The 17,821-nt window shown below is 67.3% G+C and carries 13 protein-coding genes; 4 read left to right on the top strand and 9 right to left on the bottom strand.

What is annotated here, in order from left to right:
- Window positions 1–44 precede the first annotated feature (44 nt).
- From AC3IPM_RS08490 to AC3IPM_RS08480, 3 genes are read right to left on the bottom strand one after another with little or no spacing between them, the layout of a single operon-like run.
- Window positions 45–3,152: an efflux RND transporter permease subunit gene (locus AC3IPM_RS08490; RefSeq protein ID WP_489303506.1), complete on the bottom strand. Its 3,108-nt coding sequence runs from the start codon at window positions 3,150–3,152 to the stop codon at window positions 45–47.
- Window positions 3,149–6,655, bottom strand: a complete 3,507-nt coding sequence (locus tag AC3IPM_RS08485) for an efflux RND transporter permease subunit (protein WP_489303505.1) — start codon at window positions 6,653–6,655, stop codon at window positions 3,149–3,151. The genes AC3IPM_RS08490 and AC3IPM_RS08485 overlap by 4 nt, the downstream gene beginning before the upstream one ends.
- Window positions 6,652–7,797 carry an efflux RND transporter periplasmic adaptor subunit gene (locus AC3IPM_RS08480; protein ID WP_489303504.1) on the bottom strand — a complete coding sequence of 382 codons (1,146 nt, stop codon included), beginning with the start codon at window positions 7,795–7,797 and terminating at the stop codon, window positions 6,652–6,654. Before AC3IPM_RS08480 ends, AC3IPM_RS08485 begins: the two co-directional genes overlap by 4 nt.
- 204 nt (window positions 7,798–8,001) lie before the next feature.
- Here AC3IPM_RS08480 and AC3IPM_RS08475 point away from each other — a divergent pair, with 204 nt between their 5' ends.
- Together AC3IPM_RS08475 and AC3IPM_RS08470 are read left to right on the top strand one after the other, a co-directional pair.
- Window positions 8,002–8,397 (top strand): c-type cytochrome, encoded by a 396-nt coding sequence (locus AC3IPM_RS08475; protein WP_489303503.1) that lies wholly within the window; start codon window positions 8,002–8,004, stop codon window positions 8,395–8,397.
- A 9-nt stretch (window positions 8,398–8,406) separates the two neighbouring features.
- Window positions 8,407–8,868: a c-type cytochrome gene (locus AC3IPM_RS08470; RefSeq protein ID WP_489303502.1), complete on the top strand. Its 462-nt coding sequence runs from the start codon at window positions 8,407–8,409 to the stop codon at window positions 8,866–8,868.
- Window positions 8,869–8,897: 29 nt separating this feature from the next.
- Here AC3IPM_RS08470 and abc-f read toward each other — a convergent pair whose 3' ends face one another.
- Together abc-f and AC3IPM_RS08460 are read right to left on the bottom strand one after the other, a co-directional pair.
- Window positions 8,898–10,781: a ribosomal protection-like ABC-F family protein gene (gene abc-f / locus AC3IPM_RS08465; protein ID WP_489303501.1), complete on the bottom strand. Its 1,884-nt coding sequence runs from the start codon at window positions 10,779–10,781 to the stop codon at window positions 8,898–8,900.
- A 36-nt stretch (window positions 10,782–10,817) separates the two neighbouring features.
- Window positions 10,818–11,717, bottom strand: coding sequence for a LysR family transcriptional regulator (locus tag AC3IPM_RS08460; RefSeq protein WP_489303500.1), 900 nt, complete (start codon window positions 11,715–11,717; stop codon window positions 10,818–10,820).
- Between the two features lie 104 nt (window positions 11,718–11,821).
- Between AC3IPM_RS08460 and AC3IPM_RS08455 the strand changes: the two genes are divergently transcribed.
- Both AC3IPM_RS08455 and dbpA read left to right on the top strand, forming a co-directional pair.
- Window positions 11,822–12,898 carry a YeiH family protein gene (locus tag AC3IPM_RS08455; RefSeq protein ID WP_489303499.1) on the top strand — a complete coding sequence of 359 codons (1,077 nt, stop codon included), beginning with the start codon at window positions 11,822–11,824 and terminating at the stop codon, window positions 12,896–12,898.
- 33 nt (window positions 12,899–12,931) lie between these two features.
- On the top strand, window positions 12,932–14,308 hold the full coding sequence (gene dbpA, locus AC3IPM_RS08450; protein WP_489303498.1) for an ATP-dependent RNA helicase DbpA: 1,377 nt from the start codon (window positions 12,932–12,934) through the stop codon (window positions 14,306–14,308).
- Window positions 14,309–14,423: 115 nt separating this feature from the next.
- On the opposite strand, the gene AC3IPM_RS08445 is transcribed toward dbpA, so the two are convergent.
- The 4 genes from AC3IPM_RS08445 to AC3IPM_RS08430 all read right to left on the bottom strand — a co-directional run bounded on the left by AC3IPM_RS08445 (window position 14,424) and on the right by AC3IPM_RS08430 (window position 17,673).
- Window positions 14,424–14,960, bottom strand: a complete 537-nt coding sequence (locus AC3IPM_RS08445) for an adenine phosphoribosyltransferase (RefSeq protein ID WP_489303497.1) — start codon at window positions 14,958–14,960, stop codon at window positions 14,424–14,426.
- Window positions 14,961–15,015: 55 nt separating this feature from the next.
- The gene (locus AC3IPM_RS08440; RefSeq protein ID WP_489303496.1) at window positions 15,016–16,581 is read right to left on the bottom strand and encodes a protein adenylyltransferase SelO; all 1,566 of its coding nucleotides are present in this window, start codon (window positions 16,579–16,581) and stop codon (window positions 15,016–15,018) included.
- A gap of 37 nt (window positions 16,582–16,618) precedes the next feature.
- Window positions 16,619–17,311 (bottom strand): glutathione S-transferase family protein, encoded by a 693-nt coding sequence (locus AC3IPM_RS08435; RefSeq protein ID WP_489303495.1) that lies wholly within the window; start codon window positions 17,309–17,311, stop codon window positions 16,619–16,621.
- Window positions 17,312–17,463: 152 nt separating this feature from the next.
- The gene (locus tag AC3IPM_RS08430) at window positions 17,464–17,673 is read right to left on the bottom strand and encodes a cold-shock protein (RefSeq protein ID WP_145477885.1); all 210 of its coding nucleotides are present in this window, start codon (window positions 17,671–17,673) and stop codon (window positions 17,464–17,466) included.
- Window positions 17,674–17,821: the final 148 nt, after the last annotated feature.

The following is a 17,821-nucleotide window of genomic DNA, read 5'->3' as shown; positions in this document are numbered from 1 at the left end:
CTTACACGGCAAAAAAGGGGGCCGCCCAACGGCCCCCAACCACATCACATGCCTTCGACCGCCGCCGCGTCGGTTGGTTCCGCGTCTTTGGCCGGCAGGCCACGCGCGCTGCGGATGATGCGTGACACCGCGCTGCTCAGGTCATCCAGGATGGCGTAGATGGTCGGCAGGAACAGCAGGCTGACCACCGTGGAGAACGCCAGGCCGCCGGCAATCGCGCGCGCCATCGGGTAGTACGGCGGGCCATTGCCCAGCAGCTGGGTGTCGGTCAGCGAGATCGGCACCATCGCCAGGATCGCCGTGCCCATCGTCATCATGATCGGACGCAGGCGCTCGCGTGACCCTTCCACCAGCGCCTGCGTGCGGCCGACCCCGCGCCGGCGCAGGTTGTTGATGTGCTCGATCATCACGATGCCGTTGTTCACCACCACCCCCATCAACACCAGGATGCCGATGAAGGACATGATCCCGAACGAGGTGCCGGTGATCCAGAACAGCCAGAACACGCCGAAGATCGAGAACACCACGCCGCTCATGATCGCCGCCGGGAACAGCAGCGACTCGAACACCGCCGCCATCACCACGTAGATCATCACCAGCGCGATCACCAGGTTGAACAGCATCTGCTGCATCGCCTCGTTGTCGTCGCCGTAGTCGCCACCGTCGAAGGTGAAGGTGTAGCCCGGCGGGAAGCTCATCGGTGTGAGCATTTCCTCCATCGCCTTGCGCCCTTCCGGCACGGTGACCTTCTCGGCCAGGTTGGCCTTGATGGTCAGCGTGGTCTGGCGGTTGGTGCGCCCGACCTGGGTGGCCGACGGCTTGATCGACACGTCCACCAGGCTCAGCAGCGGCACCGAACGCCCGTCGCCGGTGCGCACGGTGAAGCTGGCCAGGTCTTCCGGGCTGCTCTGCTCGGCACCGGCGAAGCGCACCCATACCGGCACTTCGCTGTCGCCGCGGCGGAACTCACGCAGCGGCGCGCCGCGCAGCGCCAGGCCGACGAAGCTGGCCACCTGTTCGGCATTGAACCCGAACGCAGCCGCACGCTCACGATCGACATGGACCGACAGCTCGCTGCCCTTCTCGCCGTTGTCGATACGCACATCGCGCAGCTCCTTGCGCTGGGCCAGCAGCGGCACCACTTCCTCGCCGATCTCCTGCAGCATCTGCGTCGAGTCGCCGACCAGCTGCACCTGCACCTGCTGGTTGCCGCCGCCACCGCCCCCATCGCCACCCTGGTTGCCCACGATGTAGTCGGCACGCGCCGAGCGCGGCAGCCCCTTGCGCAGTGCTTCCTTCACCGCCGCCAGGTTGTCGGCGTGCTGGGGATCGAACGTCACCGTGGTGCTGCTGCCTTCCTGCTCGCTGTACCAGGAATACACCTGGGTGATGTGCAGCGACTCGCGGTTCTGGTCCAGGTAACGCTCGACCCGGGCAACTTCCTCGGACATCTGGCTGTAGGTGTAGGCGCCCTTCCAGTTGTAGCCGATGAAGATATCGTGGCCGCCCTCGCCACCGAACATGTCGATCTTGGTCAGCTTCATCGGTACCAGGCTGATCAACACCACCATGAGGATGCCGAACACGCTCCAGCCGCGGTGCTCCAGCGTCCACTGCAGCACGTTGGCGTAGCGACGCTGCAGCCGCCCGATCACGCCCGTTTCCGATTGCACCAGCTTGGGAGTCTGCATGCGCGCGGACAGCATCGGGATCAGACTGACGGCGACCAGCCAGGAGGCCAGCAGCGACACCGAGATGGTGATCGCGATCTGGGACATGAAGATGCTGATGTTGTTGGTTTCGCCGAACAGGTTCGGCACGAACACGATGCAGTGGCACAGCGTGCCGGCGCTGAGCGCGATGGCCACGTTGCGGGTGCCGATGATCGAGGCCAGCCGTGGCTGGTCGGGCATGCGCTCACGTTCCTGGTAGATGCTCTCCACCACCACCACGGCGTTGTCCACCAGCATGCCGACCGCCAGCAGCAGGCCCATCATGGTCAGGATGTTCAAGGTGACGCCGGCGAAGTACATGAAGCCCAGCGTGACCACGAAACAGATCGGGATCGCCAGGGTCACCATCAGCGTCGACGGCCAATGGCGCAGGAAGAAGAACAGCACCGTCACCGACAGCAGCAGGCCGATCGCGCCGGCTTCAGCCAGCTCCAGCAGCGAAGACGTGACCATCTTGCCCTGGTTGTCGATCACCTTGATCTGCACATCGCGCATCGAGGGCTGCTTGCGGATCGCTTCGACCTCGGCCAACGCCGCACGCGAGACTTCCACCAGGTTGGCGCTGCGCTCCTTGAAGATGTCCAGGCCCACCGCCGGGTTGCCATCGAGGCGGCGGCCGTAGCTCATGCGCGTCGGCTTCAGGCGGATGTCGGCGATATCGCCCAGGCGCAGGCCCTTGGTATCGATCACCAGGTCGCGCAGTTCCTGCAGGTCGGTGATTTCGCCGACCGGCTGGATGCGCACGCGCTGGCCGTTGTCGTCGATCTGGCCGGCCGAGATCGAGAAGTTCAGCGTGCGCAGGCGCTCGCTGAGTTCGTTGATGCTCAGGCTGTGTGCGGTCAGGCGATCGGCGTTGATCGCGATCTCGACCTCATTGGGTGGCGCGCCGGAGATGTTGACCCGGGCCACGCCGGGGATGCGTTCGATGCGGCGTTTGAACTCGCGGTCGAGCATGTCATAGGCACCGGTGAGGTCGGTGCTGCTGGCCAGGCGCACCTTCAACACCGGGTCATCGCTGCTGGACCACTTGAACACGTTGTAGCGCTGCAGGTCGTCGGGCAGGTCGGTGCGGATCGCATCGATGCGCTCGCGCGCGTCCGAGGCGGCGATGGCGATGTCGCGATCCCAGTCGGTGAACTCGATGAAGATGCTGGCGCCTTCGGCCGTGGCCGACGAGCGCATGCGCTTGATCCCGGTCATGGTCGCCAGCGCTTCTTCGGTCGGGCGGATGATGGTGCGCTCGACTTCCTCCGGGGTGGAGCCGGTGTAGGGTATCTGCACGAACAGGAACGGCGCGGAGATGTCCGGCAAGGCCTCCAGCGGCAGCCGGAACGAGGCGATCAGCCCCACCACCACCAGCGACACGAAGCACATGATGGTGGTGATGGGACGGCGGATGGAGAACTCGGCAACGCTCATGCCGGCTCCTGTGCGGTATCACCGCCCGGGGCTGCGGAAATGGGCCTGTGCTGGCGACCACGCTCGCGGTAGTAGGCATCGCCACGACGGTCGAGCAGGTCGTACACCACCGGAATAACCAGCAGGGTCAGCAGCGTGGACACCAGCAGGCCGCCGATCACGGTGATCGCCATCGGCGCACGCACTTCGGCGCCCTCGCCCATCGCCACGGCCAACGGCAGGAAGCCGAACAGCGTGCACAGCGTGGTCATGATGATCGGGCGCAACCGCGAGCGCGCGCCTTCCACCAGCGCCTCGCGCTTGGCTACGCCGGCCTCGCGCAGCTGGTTGACCTTGTCGATCAGGATGATCGCGTTCTTGGTCACCAGGCCGACCAAGAGAATCAGCCCGATGAACACCACCACCGAGATCGGCTTGCCGGTCAGCATCAGCGCCAGGATCGCACCGACCAGCGCCAGCGGGATGGTGAACAGGATGACGAACGGGTGCAGCAGCGATTCGAACTGCGAGGCCATCACCAGGTAGACCAGGAAGATCGCCAGGCCGAAGGCGAAGATCAGCGAGCGCGCCGATTCGGCCAGCTCCTCGCCCTGGCCACCGATATGCATGCCCACCCCGGCGCCCAGCGGCTGCTTGGCCACCATGTCCTGCACTTCGCGCACCGCGCCGCCCAGGTCGATGTCGCGCAGGTTCGCCGACACCACGGCCACGCGGGTCTGGTCGGCGCGATGGATCTCGCTAGGGCCGTTGGTGGCGACCACGTCGGCGACCGCCTCCAGGGTGACCGGACGGGTGCTGCCCGGGTTGACGATCAAGCGGCGGATACTGTCCACGCTGGCACGGTCGCCGGCTTGGGCACGTACCAGCACATCGATCTTGCGGTCGCGGAAGCTGTAACGGGTGGCCACGTCGCCCCGCACCTTCTTGACCACCACATCGGCAATCTGCCGCGTGGTCAGGCCCAGCGCACCGGCGCGTTCCTGGTCGAAGCGGATCTGGATTTCCGGGAAGCCTTCTTCCACCGTGGATTTGACGTCGGCGTAGTGCGGGTTGCCGCGCAGCAGCGCGGCCAGGTTCTGCCCGGCACGCTCCAGCGTCGCCATGTCCTGGCCACGCAGTTCCACTTCCAGCGGCGTGGAGAAGCTGAACAACGCCGGTCGCGCGAAGTCGACCTGCACGCCCGGATGCTGCTTCATCGAATCGCGCAGGCGCTCGGTGATCGCCGCTTCGGTGCGCGCATCGCCACCGCCGGCCATCACCACGGTGAGCTTGCCGATGTTCTCACCGCTCTCGGTCGGGCTGGCATCCAGCCGCGTGCCGCTGCCGCTGACGCCGTACAGCGAGGCGATGCTCTCGTCCTTGGCGTGGCCCAGCTGCAGTTCGCGGACCAGCGCATCGGTCTGCTTCAGCGGCGTGCCGGCGGGCAGTTTGGCGGTCATCTCGAAGCGGTCCTGGGACAGCTGCGGGATCAGGTCGGCGCCGAGCATCGGCACCATCGCCAGGGTCGCCACGAAGGCCAGCGCAGCCAGGCCCAGCACCTTACCGGGATGGTGCAAGGCACCGGGCAGCAGCCGCAGATAGCCGCGCTCGGCGCCCGCGTAGGGCTTCATCGCCAGGTCGCTGGCCTTGCGCATCACCGGGCCGATGATGGCCACCAGCAGGCGCCACACGCGGATCACTGCCCAGGCCACGCCGAAGAAGCTCCAGCGCACCAGCGCACCGACGCCACGGCGGCTACCAGCGACCGGCTTGAGCCAGCGCTTTTCCGGCTGCCACGGCTGCGGTGCCGACTCTTCCGGGAACGACAACGGCGGCCGGCCCTTGAGCGAGCTCAGCATCGGAATCAGGGTCATCGACACCAGCAGCGAAATCGCGATGGCGATCGCCACGGTCAGCGCCTGGTCGCGGAACAACTGGCCGGCGATGCCATCGACGAACACCAGCGGCAGGAACACCGCGATGGTGGTCAGGGTCGAGGCGACCACCGCCATGCTCACTTCGCGGGTACCGGTGATCGCTGCCTGCAGGATGCCCAGGCCACGCTCGCGCGCCTTGGCGATGCTCTCCAGCACCACGATCGAATCATCCACCACCAGGCCGGTGGCCAAGGCCAGACCGCCAAGTGACATCACGTTGAGGCTCAGCCCCAGCTGGCCCATGAAGAAGAACGTGGTGATGATCGAGACCGGCAGTGACAGGCTGATCACGAACGTGCTCCAGCCATCGCGCAGGAACAGGAAGATGATCAGGATCGCCAGCAGGCCGCCGATCACCGCATCCTTCTTGACATCGCTGATGGCGTGCTCGATGAAGCGCGACTGGTCTTCGATGGTGGTCAGCTCGGCATCGCCGGGGATCTGCTGCTTGATCTGCTCCAGGCGCTTGCGCAGCGCATCGGCGGTAGCCACGGTGTTGGCGTCGCCTTCCTTGTAGATCGCCAGCTCGACCGCTTCCCTGCCGCCCAGGCGGATGATCGCCTCGCGCTCCTTGTAGCCCTGGCGCACCGAGGCGACATCCTTCAGGCGCACCGGCACGCCGTTGGCGATGTTGGTGGAACTGCTGCTGGACGCGCTCTGCGCGGCCGAGGCAGCGGCGATGGCGGCGTCGGAACCGGTCGAGGCGGCGATCGCGAACATCTGCTGCATCGCCGCGTCGGCAGCGCTGCCGGTGCTGCTCTGGGTGGTCACCAGCAGGTTGCGGATGTCCTCCAGGTCGGCGAACTGGTTGACGGTGCGCACCAGGAAGCGCTGCGAGCCCTCCTCCAGGCGGCCGCCGGAGATATTGATGTTCTCTTCCTTGAGGCGCTTGATGACGTTGTCGATCGGCAGGTTGAGCTGGGCCAGTTTCTGCTGGTCGATATCCACCTGGATCTCGTCTTCCAGACCGCCGCCGACCTTGACCGCCGCCACGCCGGCAACCGGCTCCAGCTTTTTCTTGAGGTCTTCATCGGCGTAGCGACGCAGCTCGGTGAGCTGGCGCACCGCATCGGCCTCGTTGGCCGGATCGTGCTTGGCCGAAATCACCAGGCGCATGATCGGCGCGGTGGACGGATTGAAGCGCAGCAGCACCGGGGCCTTGGCCTCCAGCGGCAGGTTCAGCGCTTCCATCTTGTCGCGCACCTCCAGGCTGGCCTGGTCCATGTTGGTGCCCCAGGCAAACTCCAGCACCACATCGCTCTGCCCGGTGCGCGAAACCGACTTGAGCTTGCGCAGGCTCTTGACCACACCCACCGCTTCTTCGACCGGCTCGCTGATCAGGGTTTCAATTTCAGTCGGTGCCGCACCGGTGTATTCGGTACGCACGGTCAGCGTGGGATAGCTCAGGTCCGGCAGCAGGTTGACCTTGAGGTTGCCCAGCGCGATGAAGCCGAACAGCAGCAGCGTCACCGTGCACATGGCGATGGTGACGCGGCGGCGGGTGGCGAATTCCACCAGGCCACCGCCCTGCGGCGGCGCGCTGCCCGAATGCGGATCGTTGCCGTGGTCGTTGCCGGCCGATGTCATTGACGGCTCTCCGCCTTGGTCGGGGCGGCCTTGGCCACAACGGTGGCCGGCTTGTCGCCGATCACCTGCACGGCCGTGCCATCACGCAGCGCCACCTTGCCTGCGGTGACCACGCGGTCGCCTTCGGCCAGACCGTCACGGATCTCCACCCAGGCGCCTTCGGCATAACCGAGCTTGACCGCGACCCGCGCAACCTTGCCATCGCGCACGCGGAACACCGCCGGCTCACCGTCATCGAGCAGCGCCAGGCGCGGCACCACCAGTGCGTCGGCGCGCTGGTCGTAATCGATGCGGATGCGGCCGAACATGCCCGGCTGCAGGCCGGCGGCGTCCTCGCCGAAGCCGCTGACCACGCGGAAGGTGCCGCTGCCGGCATCGACCACCGGCGAAATACGGTCCACCGTGCCCGGGAACGACTTGCCCGGCAGCGCATCGGCCACCAGCGTCACCGGCTGGCCGGCGCGCAGCGTGGCCAACTCACGCTCGGGCACGTTGAGGGTGGCTTCCAACCGCGAGTTGTCGACGATGCGGAAGATCGGCGTGTTGATCTGCACGAAGTTGCCGGTCTTGATCGAGCGCGAGGCGATCACCCCGGAGATCGGCGCGACCACCGTGGTGTAGGACAGTTCCAGCGTGGCCAGGCGGTACTGCGCGCGGGCGTTGTCCAGGTCGAAACGGATCTGGTCGACGTCGGCGGCGCTGACCATCTGCTGGCCCACCAGTTTCTGTGCGCGCTGGAAGTTGCTGTCCAGCTTGCGCATGGTCGCTTCGCTCTGCGCCACCGCCAACCGCGCGCGGTCCGGGTCCAAGCGCACCAGCGGCTGCCCGGCGCGGACCGGCTGGCCCTCTTCCACCAGGACCGCCAGCGCCACGCCGGAGGTCTTGGCGACCACCTGCGATTCGGCCCGCGCCTCCAGCGCGGCCGTGCCGGTGTAGCTGGCCGCGACCGCGCGGCGGCTGGCCGCCACGGCTTCGACCGGTACCGCCTCGGCAGCCTTTTCGGCCTTGGAGTCCTTTTCGGCGGCCTGGGCCTCGGCGCTGCCGGCGCCGGCGCCGCAGCCGCTCAGCAGCAGGCAGGAAGTGATCAGCAGTGCAGCGGCGCAGGTTCCGGTGCGGCGGTGCAGGAAGGTATGTCGCGACATCGTCGTGTCCCTGGGGATGCGTGGGCAGGTGTTGTAGCAAAGTAATGCACCACGTCACGACCACACCATATCCCAAAGGTCATGGTGACCTGCGGCTACGCCCTGCCCGACCCCGGTTTCAGCTAGATGAAATCGCAGGCTATACTCGGGCCAGTTCCGTACCCCACGCCGGAACGACCAGACCCGTATACCGGAAAGGACATCATGCGCCCGCAGCCGCTCGCCGCTTGTCTTCTGGCCGTCCTCCTGCCCCTCGGGGCCGCCGCACAGGCCGCAACTGCTCCAGCAGTACCCGCCGCACCTGCCGTACCCGCCCCGGCTCCCGTCGCGGCCGCCCCCGCCGCCCCGACCGGCAGTTACGACAATGGTCGCGTGCTGGCGTACACCTGCCAGGGATGCCATGGCATCACCGGGTACAAGAACGCCTATCCCAGTTATCGGGTGCCCAAGATCGGGGGGCAGACCCAGCAGTACCTCAGCCAGGCGCTGAGCGAGTACCGCCATGGCAAGCGCAAGCATCCTACGATGCAGGCGCAGTCCATGAGTTTCAGCGAACAGGAGATCGCCGATCTCGCTGTTTACCTGTCCACCGCCAAATAAGCACCGCTCATGACGAAAGCCGCGCCGTTCAAGCGTCACGCCATCGCCCTGTCCGTTGCCCTGCTGCTGGCTGCCTGTTCGCAGTCGCAGGTGGAAAACAGCGCAGATTCCGCCGCCGACCCGGGCCACGCCAGTGGCGAGCACGGTTCAGGCTCCTCCGCCGGCCTGCCCACCGGTCGCATTGCGGCCGGCGAGGCCCGTGCCCAGGTCAAGGGCAAGGCCACCGGCCAGAGCTGCATCGACTGCCATGGGGCCGACGGCAACAAGCCGATCGACCCGACCTACCCGAAACTGGGTGGGCAGTACGGTGATTATCTGGCCCACGCCCTGCAGGCCTACCGTGCCGGCGACCGCCAGCACGCACTGATGACCCCGCAGGCGACCAACCTGAGCGATCAGGACATCGCCGACCTGGCCGCGTACTTCGGCTCCAGGCCGAGCCAGCTGCGGGACCTGCACGGGTTGAAATGAGCGATCGGCGCCTTCGGGCGCCGATTGCATCAGCCGCCCAGTTCTTCCCAGCGCGCGTACGCGGCGTCCAGCTCGGCCTGCACCTTGTTCAACTGCTGGGTGTGGGCGGCCATGTCCGGCGCGCTGCGCTGGTAGAACGCCGGGTCGTTCATCGCGGCGGTGAGGCCTTCGACGTCCTTCTCCAGCTGTTCGATCTTCAACGGCAGCTGTTCCAGCTCGCGCGCGTCCTTGTAGCTGAGCTTGCGCTTGGCGGCCGCCGGTTCCGCGGCAGCCGCGGTGGCCGTCGCCGGCTTTGCCGCCACCACCGGTGCAGCGGCGGCGATCGCAGCCACGCGTTCGGCGTGACGCTGCCAGTCGCTGTAGCCACCGACGTACTCGCCGACCACGCCGTCGCCTTCCATCACCATCGTGGAAGTCACCACGTTGTCGAGGAAGTCACGGTCATGGCTGACCAGCAGCAACGTGCCGGTGTAGTCGCTGAGCAGCTCTTCGAGCAGCTCCAGGGTTTCCACGTCCAGGTCGTTGGTCGGTTCATCCATGACCAGCAGGTTGGACGGCTGCGCGAACAGCTTGGCCAGCAGCAGGCGGTTGCGCTCACCACCGGACAGGCGGGTGATCGGCGCACGCGCACGCTCGGGTGAGAACAGGAAGTCCTGCAGGTAAGCGTGCACATGCTTGCGCTTGCCATTGAACTCGATGAAATCGCGGCCTTCGGCCACGTTCTCGATCGCGGTCCAATCCTCGCGCAGCACCGAACGGTACTGGTCGAAGTAGGCAATCTGCAGGTTGGTGCCGGCGCGCACTTCACCGCTCTGCGGCTGCAGGTCGCCCAGCAGCAGCTTGAGCAGGGTGGTCTTGCCGCTGCCGTTCGGGCCGATCAGGCCAATGCGGTCGCCGCGCAGGATCACGGTGCTGAAATCCTTGACCATCGTGCGTGCGCCGAAGGCGAACGAGATGTCCTTGACGTCGATGACCTTCTTGCCGGAATTCTCCGCCTGCGCCGCTTCCATGCGCACATTGCCACCCAGCTCGCGCCGCTGCGAACGCTCGCTGCGCATCGCCTTGAGGCGGCGCACACGGCCTTCATCGCGGGTACGACGGGCCTTGATGCCCTGCCGGATCCAGACTTCTTCCTGCGCCAGCATCTTGTCGAAGCGCGCGTTTTCCTGGGCCTGCGCGTTGAGCCGTTCTTCGCGGCGGCGCTCGTAGTTGGCCCAGTCGCCCGGCCAGCTGGTGACCTGGCCGCGGTCGATCTCGACGATGCGGGTGGCCAGCGCGCGCAGGAAGCGACGGTCATGGGTGACGAACACCACGCTGCCGTTCCAGTTCTTGAGGAACATTTCCAGCCAGTCGATGGCTTCGATGTCCAGGTGGTTGGTGGGTTCGTCGAGCAGCAGCAGGTCCGGTGCGGACACCAGCGCGCGGCCGAGCAGCACGCGGCGCTTCATGCCGCCGGACAGGCGGGCGAATTCGGCCTCGCCATCGAGGTCGAGCTTGGTCAGGGTTTCGGTGACGCGCTGGTCCAGGCCCCAGCCATTGGCGGCGTCGATCTTGGCCTGTACCGCGCCCAGTGCATCGCCGTCGAACTCGTCGGCCATGCTCAGGTGATGGAATTCCGCCAGCCACTGGCCCAGTTCGCCCAGGCCATCGGCCACGACGTCGAACACGCTGCCGGCGGCGCCGTGCGGCACTTCCTGCTCCAGGCGGGTGACGCGCACCCCTTGCTGCACGCGGATTTCTCCGTCGTCGGGCTTGTGGTCGCCGGACAGCAGCTTGAGCAGGGTCGATTTGCCGGCGCCGTTGCGGCCGATCAGGGCAATACGCTCGCCCGGTTCGATCGACAGTTCGGCTTTTTCCAGCAACAACGGGCCGCCGACGCTGAAGTCGACGTTTTGCAGAGTAATCAGAGGCATCCGACCATTGTACCGGCTGGCGGGCCGCGGCGTCGCTCAGCCGTGCTGGAAAACGCGGGGGGGCAGTGCCAACAGTTCACCCAGCCGCGGCGGCACGCGCTTGCCCGGATGCCGCACCAGCCACAGCTGGCGCGACAGCGGCGGCAGCGGTGTATCCAGAATCTGCAGGATCCCCAGCGCGGCCAGGTCGGCCACGGCATGCCGGGACACACAGGCCAGGCCCAGCCCTGCGGCGGCGGCCTGCTTGATCGCCTCGGTGCTGCCGAGCTGCATCGAACGGGCGAAATGATGCAGATGCGGCAGCAGCGCCTGCTCGACCGTCTCGCGGGTACCCGAACCGGGCTCGCGCAGCAGCCAGCGCGCCTGCGCCAGCATCTCCAGCGTCACCGTCGACGGCAGCGCGTGGGCCGCGGCCACGATTACCAGTTCATCGCGCTGCCAGGGCAGTACCTGCAGACCGCTTTCATGGCAGGGGCCTTCGATCAGGCCGAAATCGACCTCCAGTCGCTGCACGGCGGCCACCACCTCGGCACTGTTGCCGATCCGCAGGTCCACCTGCGCGCGCGGGTTGTCGTGCAGCAGCGCCGCCACCCGCACCGGCAGCAGGTAATTGCCGATGGTGGTGCTGGCGCCGATCCGCAGCTGGATCGGCAGCACATCGCCCGCCCGGTCGCGGCCGACGCCGGCCGCAGCTTCCAGATCGGTGGCCGCCGCCAGCAGCGCCCGCGCCGGATCCAGCAGGGCGCGACCGTGCGCATTGAGCACCAGCCGACGGCCGATGCGGTCGAACAGCGGCGTGGGCAGCTGCGCTTCGAGCTCCTTCAGCGCCGCGCTGGTCGCCGACTGCGACAACGCCAACTGCTCCCCGGCCGCCGCGGTGGTGCCCGCCTCGGCCACGGTCACGAATACCTGCCATTGGCGCAGTGTGAGGTGCATGCAGCCATTAACCCATGAAACAGGTTGAAATGACATGAACAATGCGTTTTACAGGTTTAGGCCTGGCGCGCAGGCTGGGCACCTGATCCGGTTGGAGCTTGTCCGTGAACGCCCCCTCTTTGCCCCTGTCCTCGCCTACCCTGACCCAGCGCTGGCGCGGTCGTGCGCCCGGCCTGCTGCTGACGGCACTGGTCGCGGCCGCGGCGATGGCGCTGGCCGAGGTGCCGTGGCTGCAGGCGCATGGGATCAGCGCGCTCACCCTCGCCATCGTGCTGGGCATCGTGTTGGGCAACAGCCTCTACCCGGCGCTGGCCCCGCGCGCCGGTGCCGGTGTCGGCTTCTCCAAGCAGTGGCTGCTGCGTGCCGGCATCGTGCTGTACGGGCTGCGCCTGACCTTCCAGGACATCGGCCAGGTCGGCGTGTCCGGCGTATTGATCGATGCGCTGGTGCTGCTCAGCACCTTCGGCCTGGCCTGGTGGGCCGGCACGCGCTGGTTGGGGATCGACCGTGACAGCGCGCTGCTGATCGGGGCCGGCAGCTCGATCTGCGGCGCCGCGGCGGTGATGGCGGCCGAACCGGTGGTGCGTGGGCGTGCCGAACAGGTGACGGTGGCGGTCTCCACGGTGGTGGTGTTCGGCACGCTGGCGATGTTCCTGTACCCGCTGCTGTACCAGCTCAACCTGGCCCACGGCTGGGTGCCGATGAGCGCATCGATGTACGGCGTGTTCACCGGCTCGACCGTGCACGAAGTGGCCCAGGTGGTGGCGGCCGGGCGTGCGGTCAGCGAGGGCGCAGCCGATACCGCGGTGATCGCCAAGATGGTGCGGGTGATGATGCTGGCCCCGTTCCTGGTGGGCTTGTCGCTGCTGCTGGCACGCGGTCGCCGCGCCCAGCCCGGCGCGGCGCGGGCGAAGATCGTGGTGCCGTGGTTCGCGTTCGGCTTCGTGGCCGTGGCCGGGTTCAACTCGCTGCAGCTGCTACCGGCCAGCGTGGTGCATGCGGCCATCGACCTGGATACGGTGCTGCTGGCCATGGCGATGGCCGCGCTGGGCCTGACCACCCACGTTTCGGCGCTGCGCCAGGCCGGAATCAAGCCGCTGCTGCTGGCCCTGCTGCTGTTCGGCTGGCTGCTCGGTGGCGGGCTGGGCATCAACCTGAGCGTGCATGCGCTGATCGGCTGAGGCAGCCGGGGCGGACTTCTGCGACACTACCGCATGTCTGAATTCTCTTCCCTGCCGCTGAAACCAGCGCTGCTGCCCGGCATCGATGCCCTGGGCTATACCTCGCTCACCCCCGTGCAGGCACAAAGCCTGCCGGCGATCCTTGAGCGCCGCGATGTGATCGCACAGGCCCCGACCGGCTCCGGCAAGACCGCCGCGTTCGGCCTGGGCCTGCTGCAGGCACTGGACCCGTCGGTGATCCGCGCGCAGGCGCTGGTGCTGTGCCCGACCCGCGAACTGGCCGACCAGGTCGGCAAGCAGATTCGCAAGCTCGCCACCGGCATCCCCAACCTGAAGCTGGTGGTGCTGACCGGCGGCATGCCGCTGGGCCCGCAGCTGGCCTCGCTGGAAGCGCACGACCCGCACGTGGTGGTAGGAACGCCCGGGCGCATCCAGGAGCTGGGCCGCAAGCGCGCCCTGCACCTGGGCGGGGTGACCACGCTGGTGCTGGACGAAGCCGACCGCATGCTCGACATGGGCTTTGAAGAGCCGATCCGCGAGATTGCCGGGCGCACCAACAAGGACCGCCAGACGCTGCTGTTCTCGGCCACCTTCCCCGATGAGATCCGCGAGATCGCGCGGGTGCTGCTGCGTGACCCGGTGGAAGTGACCGTGGAAGGCGCCGACCACGCGCCGGCGATCCGCCACCTGTTCTGCGAAGTCGACCTGGCCAGCAAGCAGAAGGCGCTGGCCGGCCTGCTGCTGAAGTACAACCCCGAATCGACCGTGGTGTTCTGCAACACCCGTCGCGACGTGGACGATGTCGCCAACTCGCTGCAGCAGTTCGGCTTCTCCGCGCTGCCGCTGCACGGTGAGATGGAGCAGCGCGATCGCGATGAAGTACTGGTGCGCTTCGCCAACCGCAGCTGCAACGTGCTGGTGGCCAGCGACGTCGCCGCCCGCGGACTGGACGTGCAGGACCTGGCAGCGGTGATCAACTACGAGCTGCCCACCGATATCGAAACCTATGAGCACCGCGTGGGCCGTACCGGTCGCGCCGGTGCTACCGGCCTTGCGATCAGCCTGGTCACCGGCCGCGAGCGCAACCGCGCCGACGCGCTGGAAGCCGCGCAGGGCAAGCCGCTGGACTGGCAGAAAACCCCGCTGGCCACCGCGCGTCCGGCGGTGCTGCCGCAGGCGGCGATGGAAACCCTACGCATCGACGGCGGCAAGACCGACAAGCTGCGCCCCGGCGACATCCTCGGCGCGCTGACCGGCGATGCCGGGCTGTCGGCCAAGGTGATCGGCAAGATCGACATCTACGCCACGCGCTCGTACGTGGCGATCGCGCGCGAGCATGTCGGCAAGGCGATCTCGCGGCTGGAAGCGGGCAAGATCAAGGGCCGTCGTTTCCGCGTGCGGCAGATGTAATGCGTTACCTAGCATCGCGGGGAGCCGGCCAACGGCCGGCACTACCCGATGGTGGAGGACAAGGTAGTGCCGGCCGCTGGCCGGCTCCCCGGTAAAACGCGCAGCAACCTGGGGATCAGTACACCAGGTTCGCCAGCAGCGGCACGTCGGCGTTCCAGCGCTCACGGCCGCCCAGGCCGGCCAGCTCGACCAGCACCGCCGCGCCCACGACCTCGACCTGCAGCTGCTGCGCCAGCGACAGCGCCGCCAACAGCGTGCCACCCGTGGCCAGCACGTCATCCACCACCAGCACCCGTGCGCCGGCCGGCAAGGCGTCGGCGTGCACCTCGATGCTGTCGGTACGGTATTCCAGGGTGTATTCCTGTTTCAGGGTGCGCCCCGGCAACTTGCCCGGCTTGCGCACCGGCACGAAGCCCACGCCCAGCACCCGCGCCATCGCCGCGCCGAGGATGAAGCCGCGCGACTCGATACCCATCACCGCCTGCAGCTGCGCATCGCGCCACGGCGCCACCATCGCATCCACCGCGGCGGCGAAATCGGCGCCATCGGCCAGCAGCGGCATGATGTCCTTGAACAGAATGCCCGGCTTGGGGAAATCGGCGATGTCGCGCAGGCGACCGGCCCAGGCAGGCGTGGGGGTGGAATCGGTCATGGTCAGGGCAGTAAACGGGGCGGCACAGCTTAACCCGGCCGGCCCCCAGGCCTGCTCACGAGCTGCAGGACAGTGTGGAGCAGCCGGGCTTGTCACGCGCCCAGTCCGGGCGCTTGCCCGCGTAGTGCTCACGTCCGGGCTGCTCGTCATAGGGGTGGCGCAGCACCTCCAGCAGGGTGTGCACGCCACTCAAATCGCCCCGCTCGGCCTGCTCGATCGCCTCCTGCGCCAACCAGTTGCGCAGTACGTAGCGCGGATTGGCGCGCTGCATCCGCTGCACGCGCGCATCCGCCTCCAGGCGGTCGCCACGTACCCGGGCAGCGTATTGCTGCAGCCACGCCTGCAGGGCCGGCAACACCGCTGCACGCCGTTCCGGCGTATAGAACGCGGCATCGAGGATATCCACCGACGGTGAAGCCGGATCCAGGCTGGCCAATGCACGGAAGGCGATGCTCATGTCCATCTCGCCGTCGTGCAGGATCTGCAGCCAGGCCGCCATCATCGCCAGGTCGTCATCACGGCAGTCGGCCAGGCCGAACTTGGCCGCGATGTCCTCGCGCTCGCACTGCGCGTGCACCGCCTGGAAGCGTGCCAGGCCTTCGTGCAGCGGTGCGACATCGTCGAACAACGGGGCCAGCGCCTGCGCCAGCCGGGTGAGGTTCCAGTACGCCACCTGCGGCTGCGTGCCGAAGCGGTAGCGACGCCCCTGCGCGTCGGTGGTGTTGGGTGTCCAGTCCGGATCGTAGTCATCGACCCAGCCATACGGGCCGTAGTCGATGGTGAGGCCGAGGATGGACATGTTGTCGGTGTTCATCACGCCATGCACGAAGCCGACCCGCATCCAGTGCGCGACCAGCACCGCGGTGCGTTCGCAGATCTGCGCGAACCAGCGCGCGTGGCGGTCCGCGCCGGCATCGGCCAGTGCGGGGAAATCACGCGCGATGCAGGCATCGGCCAGCTGGCGCAGCAAAGCGGTATCGCCGCGCGAGGCCGGCAGCTCGAACGTGCCGAAGCGGATGAACGACGGTGCCACCCGGCACACGATCGCCCCCGGCTCGGCCTGCGGATGGCCGTCATAGAACATGTCGCGCACCACCGTCTCGCCGGTACCGACCAGGCTCAGCGCGCGCGTGGTCGGCACACCGAGATGATGCATGGCCTCGCTGCACAGGAACTCGCGGATCGACGAACGCAGTACCGCACGGCCGTCGGCGCCGCGCGAATAGGGCGTGCGCCCTGCCCCCTTGAGCTGCAGCTCCCAGCGCGCACCTTCCGCGGTGATCAGCTCACCCAGCGAAATCGCGCGGCCATCGCCCAGCTGCCCGGCCCAGTGACCGAACTGATGGCCGCCGTAGTTGGCCGCCCAGGGCTGCATGCCGGCATACAGCGCATTGCCGCCGAACACGCGTGCAAAGGCGTCGTCATCGACCAGGTCCGCGCCCATGCCAAGCAACGTGGCCACCTCGGGTGCGTGCGCCAGCAGCTGCGGCGCCGCCACCGGGGTGGGCAGTACCGAGGACCACGCCGCACCGCGCACTTCACGCACGCGGGGGCCGGTTTCTTCATCGCCGGGCAGGTCACGGATGAAGCGGTTGTCGAAGTGCAGCGGTTCAGTGCTCATCGTCATGAAATGGGGGCGTCGCCGCGCCCCCACAAGCTCAACGCGCGCCCGCGCCGAGATTCAACGGACCACCGCGCTCGATGGCACACTGGTAGGCCGGGCGCTGTTCGATGCGCTGCACGAACGCCTGCAGCTTCGGGTAGGCCGCCATGTCGCCAGCGCGGATGGCCGCGGCCTGGACCGGAAAGCTCATCTGGATGTCGGCGGCGGTGAAACGCTCACCGGCAAACCACGGTGCCTTGCCCAGTTCGGCCTCCATCCAGTCCAGGTGCAGCTTCAGCTGCGGGCCGACGAAGGTCTTCATCACCTTGTCGACGATGCCGCGCGCGATCGGCTTGGCAAAGAACGGCATCGGCGCCTTGCGCACCCGCGCGAACACCAGGCTCATCACCAGCGGTGGCATCGCCGAGCCTTCGGCGTAGTGCATCCAGTAGCGGTAGCGCAGGCGCTCGGCCGCCTGCGCCGGCAGCGGCTCGGGCGAGAGCTGGCGGGCGCTGTCGTAGCGGTCGGCCAGGTATTCCAGGATCGCACCGGATTCGGCCAGCACCAGCGCATCGTCCTGCAGCACCGGCGACTTGCCCAACGGATGGATCTCGCGCAGCGCCTGCGGTGCCAGCCAGGTCTTCGGGTCGCGTTGGTAGTTGACCAGCTGGTACGGCAGCCCCAGCTCTTCGAGCATCCACAACACGCGCTGCGAGCGCGAGTGGTCCAGATGGTGCACCTTGATCATCGACGGTTCCGCGGATTCAAAGCGTCATCCTAACCGTGGCGGCGGCACGCTGACGTCATTGCCCCGGGGCCGCGCAACGAACGCACAAATAAAAACGCCGGGAGCTTTCGCTCCCGGCGTTTCATTGCAACCTGACGGTAGCGGGGGGCCTATTAGGCCGCCTGCACCTGATCAGCCTGCATACCCTTCTGGCCCTGGACGGCGACGAAGGTGACCTTCTGGCCTTCCTGCAGCGACTTGAAGCCGGTGCCCTGGATGGCGCGGAAGTGGACGAAGAGGTCCGGGCCGCTTTCCGGGGTGATGAAGCCGAAGCCCTTGGCGTCGTTGAACCACTTGACAGTGCCGGTCTGACGATCAGACATGTACTAACTCCTGAAACATAAGTTGGAAAAATCGCGGCTCCCGGAAATCGGGGCCGAGACTGAGTTGCAGGCGTTGGTAAAGCGGATCGATGAGCAGATCGTGAGATCAACTGCACCAGGCCACGATTCACGGTGACCCTAGCAAACA

It is taken from the genome of Stenotrophomonas sp. GL_111, assembly GCF_057835245.1.
Note: the sequence above shows the minus strand (reverse complement) of the source record. Positions and strands in the feature narration are given on the sequence as shown.

What these genes read in the sequence shown, in the direction of transcription:
- AC3IPM_RS08490 (WP_489303506.1), bottom strand. Translation starts at nt 3,152, where the DNA reads ATGAGCGTTGCCGAGTTCTCCATCCGCCGTCCCATCACCACCATCATG.
- AC3IPM_RS08485 (WP_489303505.1), bottom strand. Translation starts at nt 6,655, where the DNA reads ATGACATCGGCCGGCAACGACCACGGCAACGATCCGCATTCGGGCAGC.
- AC3IPM_RS08480 (WP_489303504.1), bottom strand. Translation starts at nt 7,797, where the DNA reads ATGTCGCGACATACCTTCCTGCACCGCCGCACCGGAACCTGCGCCGCT.
- AC3IPM_RS08475 (WP_489303503.1), top strand. Translation starts at nt 8,002, where the DNA reads ATGCGCCCGCAGCCGCTCGCCGCTTGTCTTCTGGCCGTCCTCCTGCCC.
- AC3IPM_RS08470 (WP_489303502.1), top strand. Translation starts at nt 8,407, where the DNA reads ATGACGAAAGCCGCGCCGTTCAAGCGTCACGCCATCGCCCTGTCCGTT.
- abc-f (WP_489303501.1), bottom strand. Translation starts at nt 10,781, where the DNA reads ATGCCTCTGATTACTCTGCAAAACGTCGACTTCAGCGTCGGCGGCCCG.
- AC3IPM_RS08460 (WP_489303500.1), bottom strand. Translation starts at nt 11,717, where the DNA reads ATGCACCTCACACTGCGCCAATGGCAGGTATTCGTGACCGTGGCCGAG.
- dbpA (WP_489303498.1), top strand. Translation starts at nt 12,932, where the DNA reads ATGTCTGAATTCTCTTCCCTGCCGCTGAAACCAGCGCTGCTGCCCGGC.
- AC3IPM_RS08445 (WP_489303497.1), bottom strand. Translation starts at nt 14,960, where the DNA reads ATGACCGATTCCACCCCCACGCCTGCCTGGGCCGGTCGCCTGCGCGAC.
- AC3IPM_RS08440 (WP_489303496.1), bottom strand. Translation starts at nt 16,581, where the DNA reads ATGAGCACTGAACCGCTGCACTTCGACAACCGCTTCATCCGTGACCTG.
- AC3IPM_RS08435 (WP_489303495.1), bottom strand. Translation starts at nt 17,311, where the DNA reads ATGATCAAGGTGCACCATCTGGACCACTCGCGCTCGCAGCGCGTGTTG.
- AC3IPM_RS08430 (WP_145477885.1), bottom strand. Translation starts at nt 17,673, where the DNA reads ATGTCTGATCGTCAGACCGGCACTGTCAAGTGGTTCAACGACGCCAAG.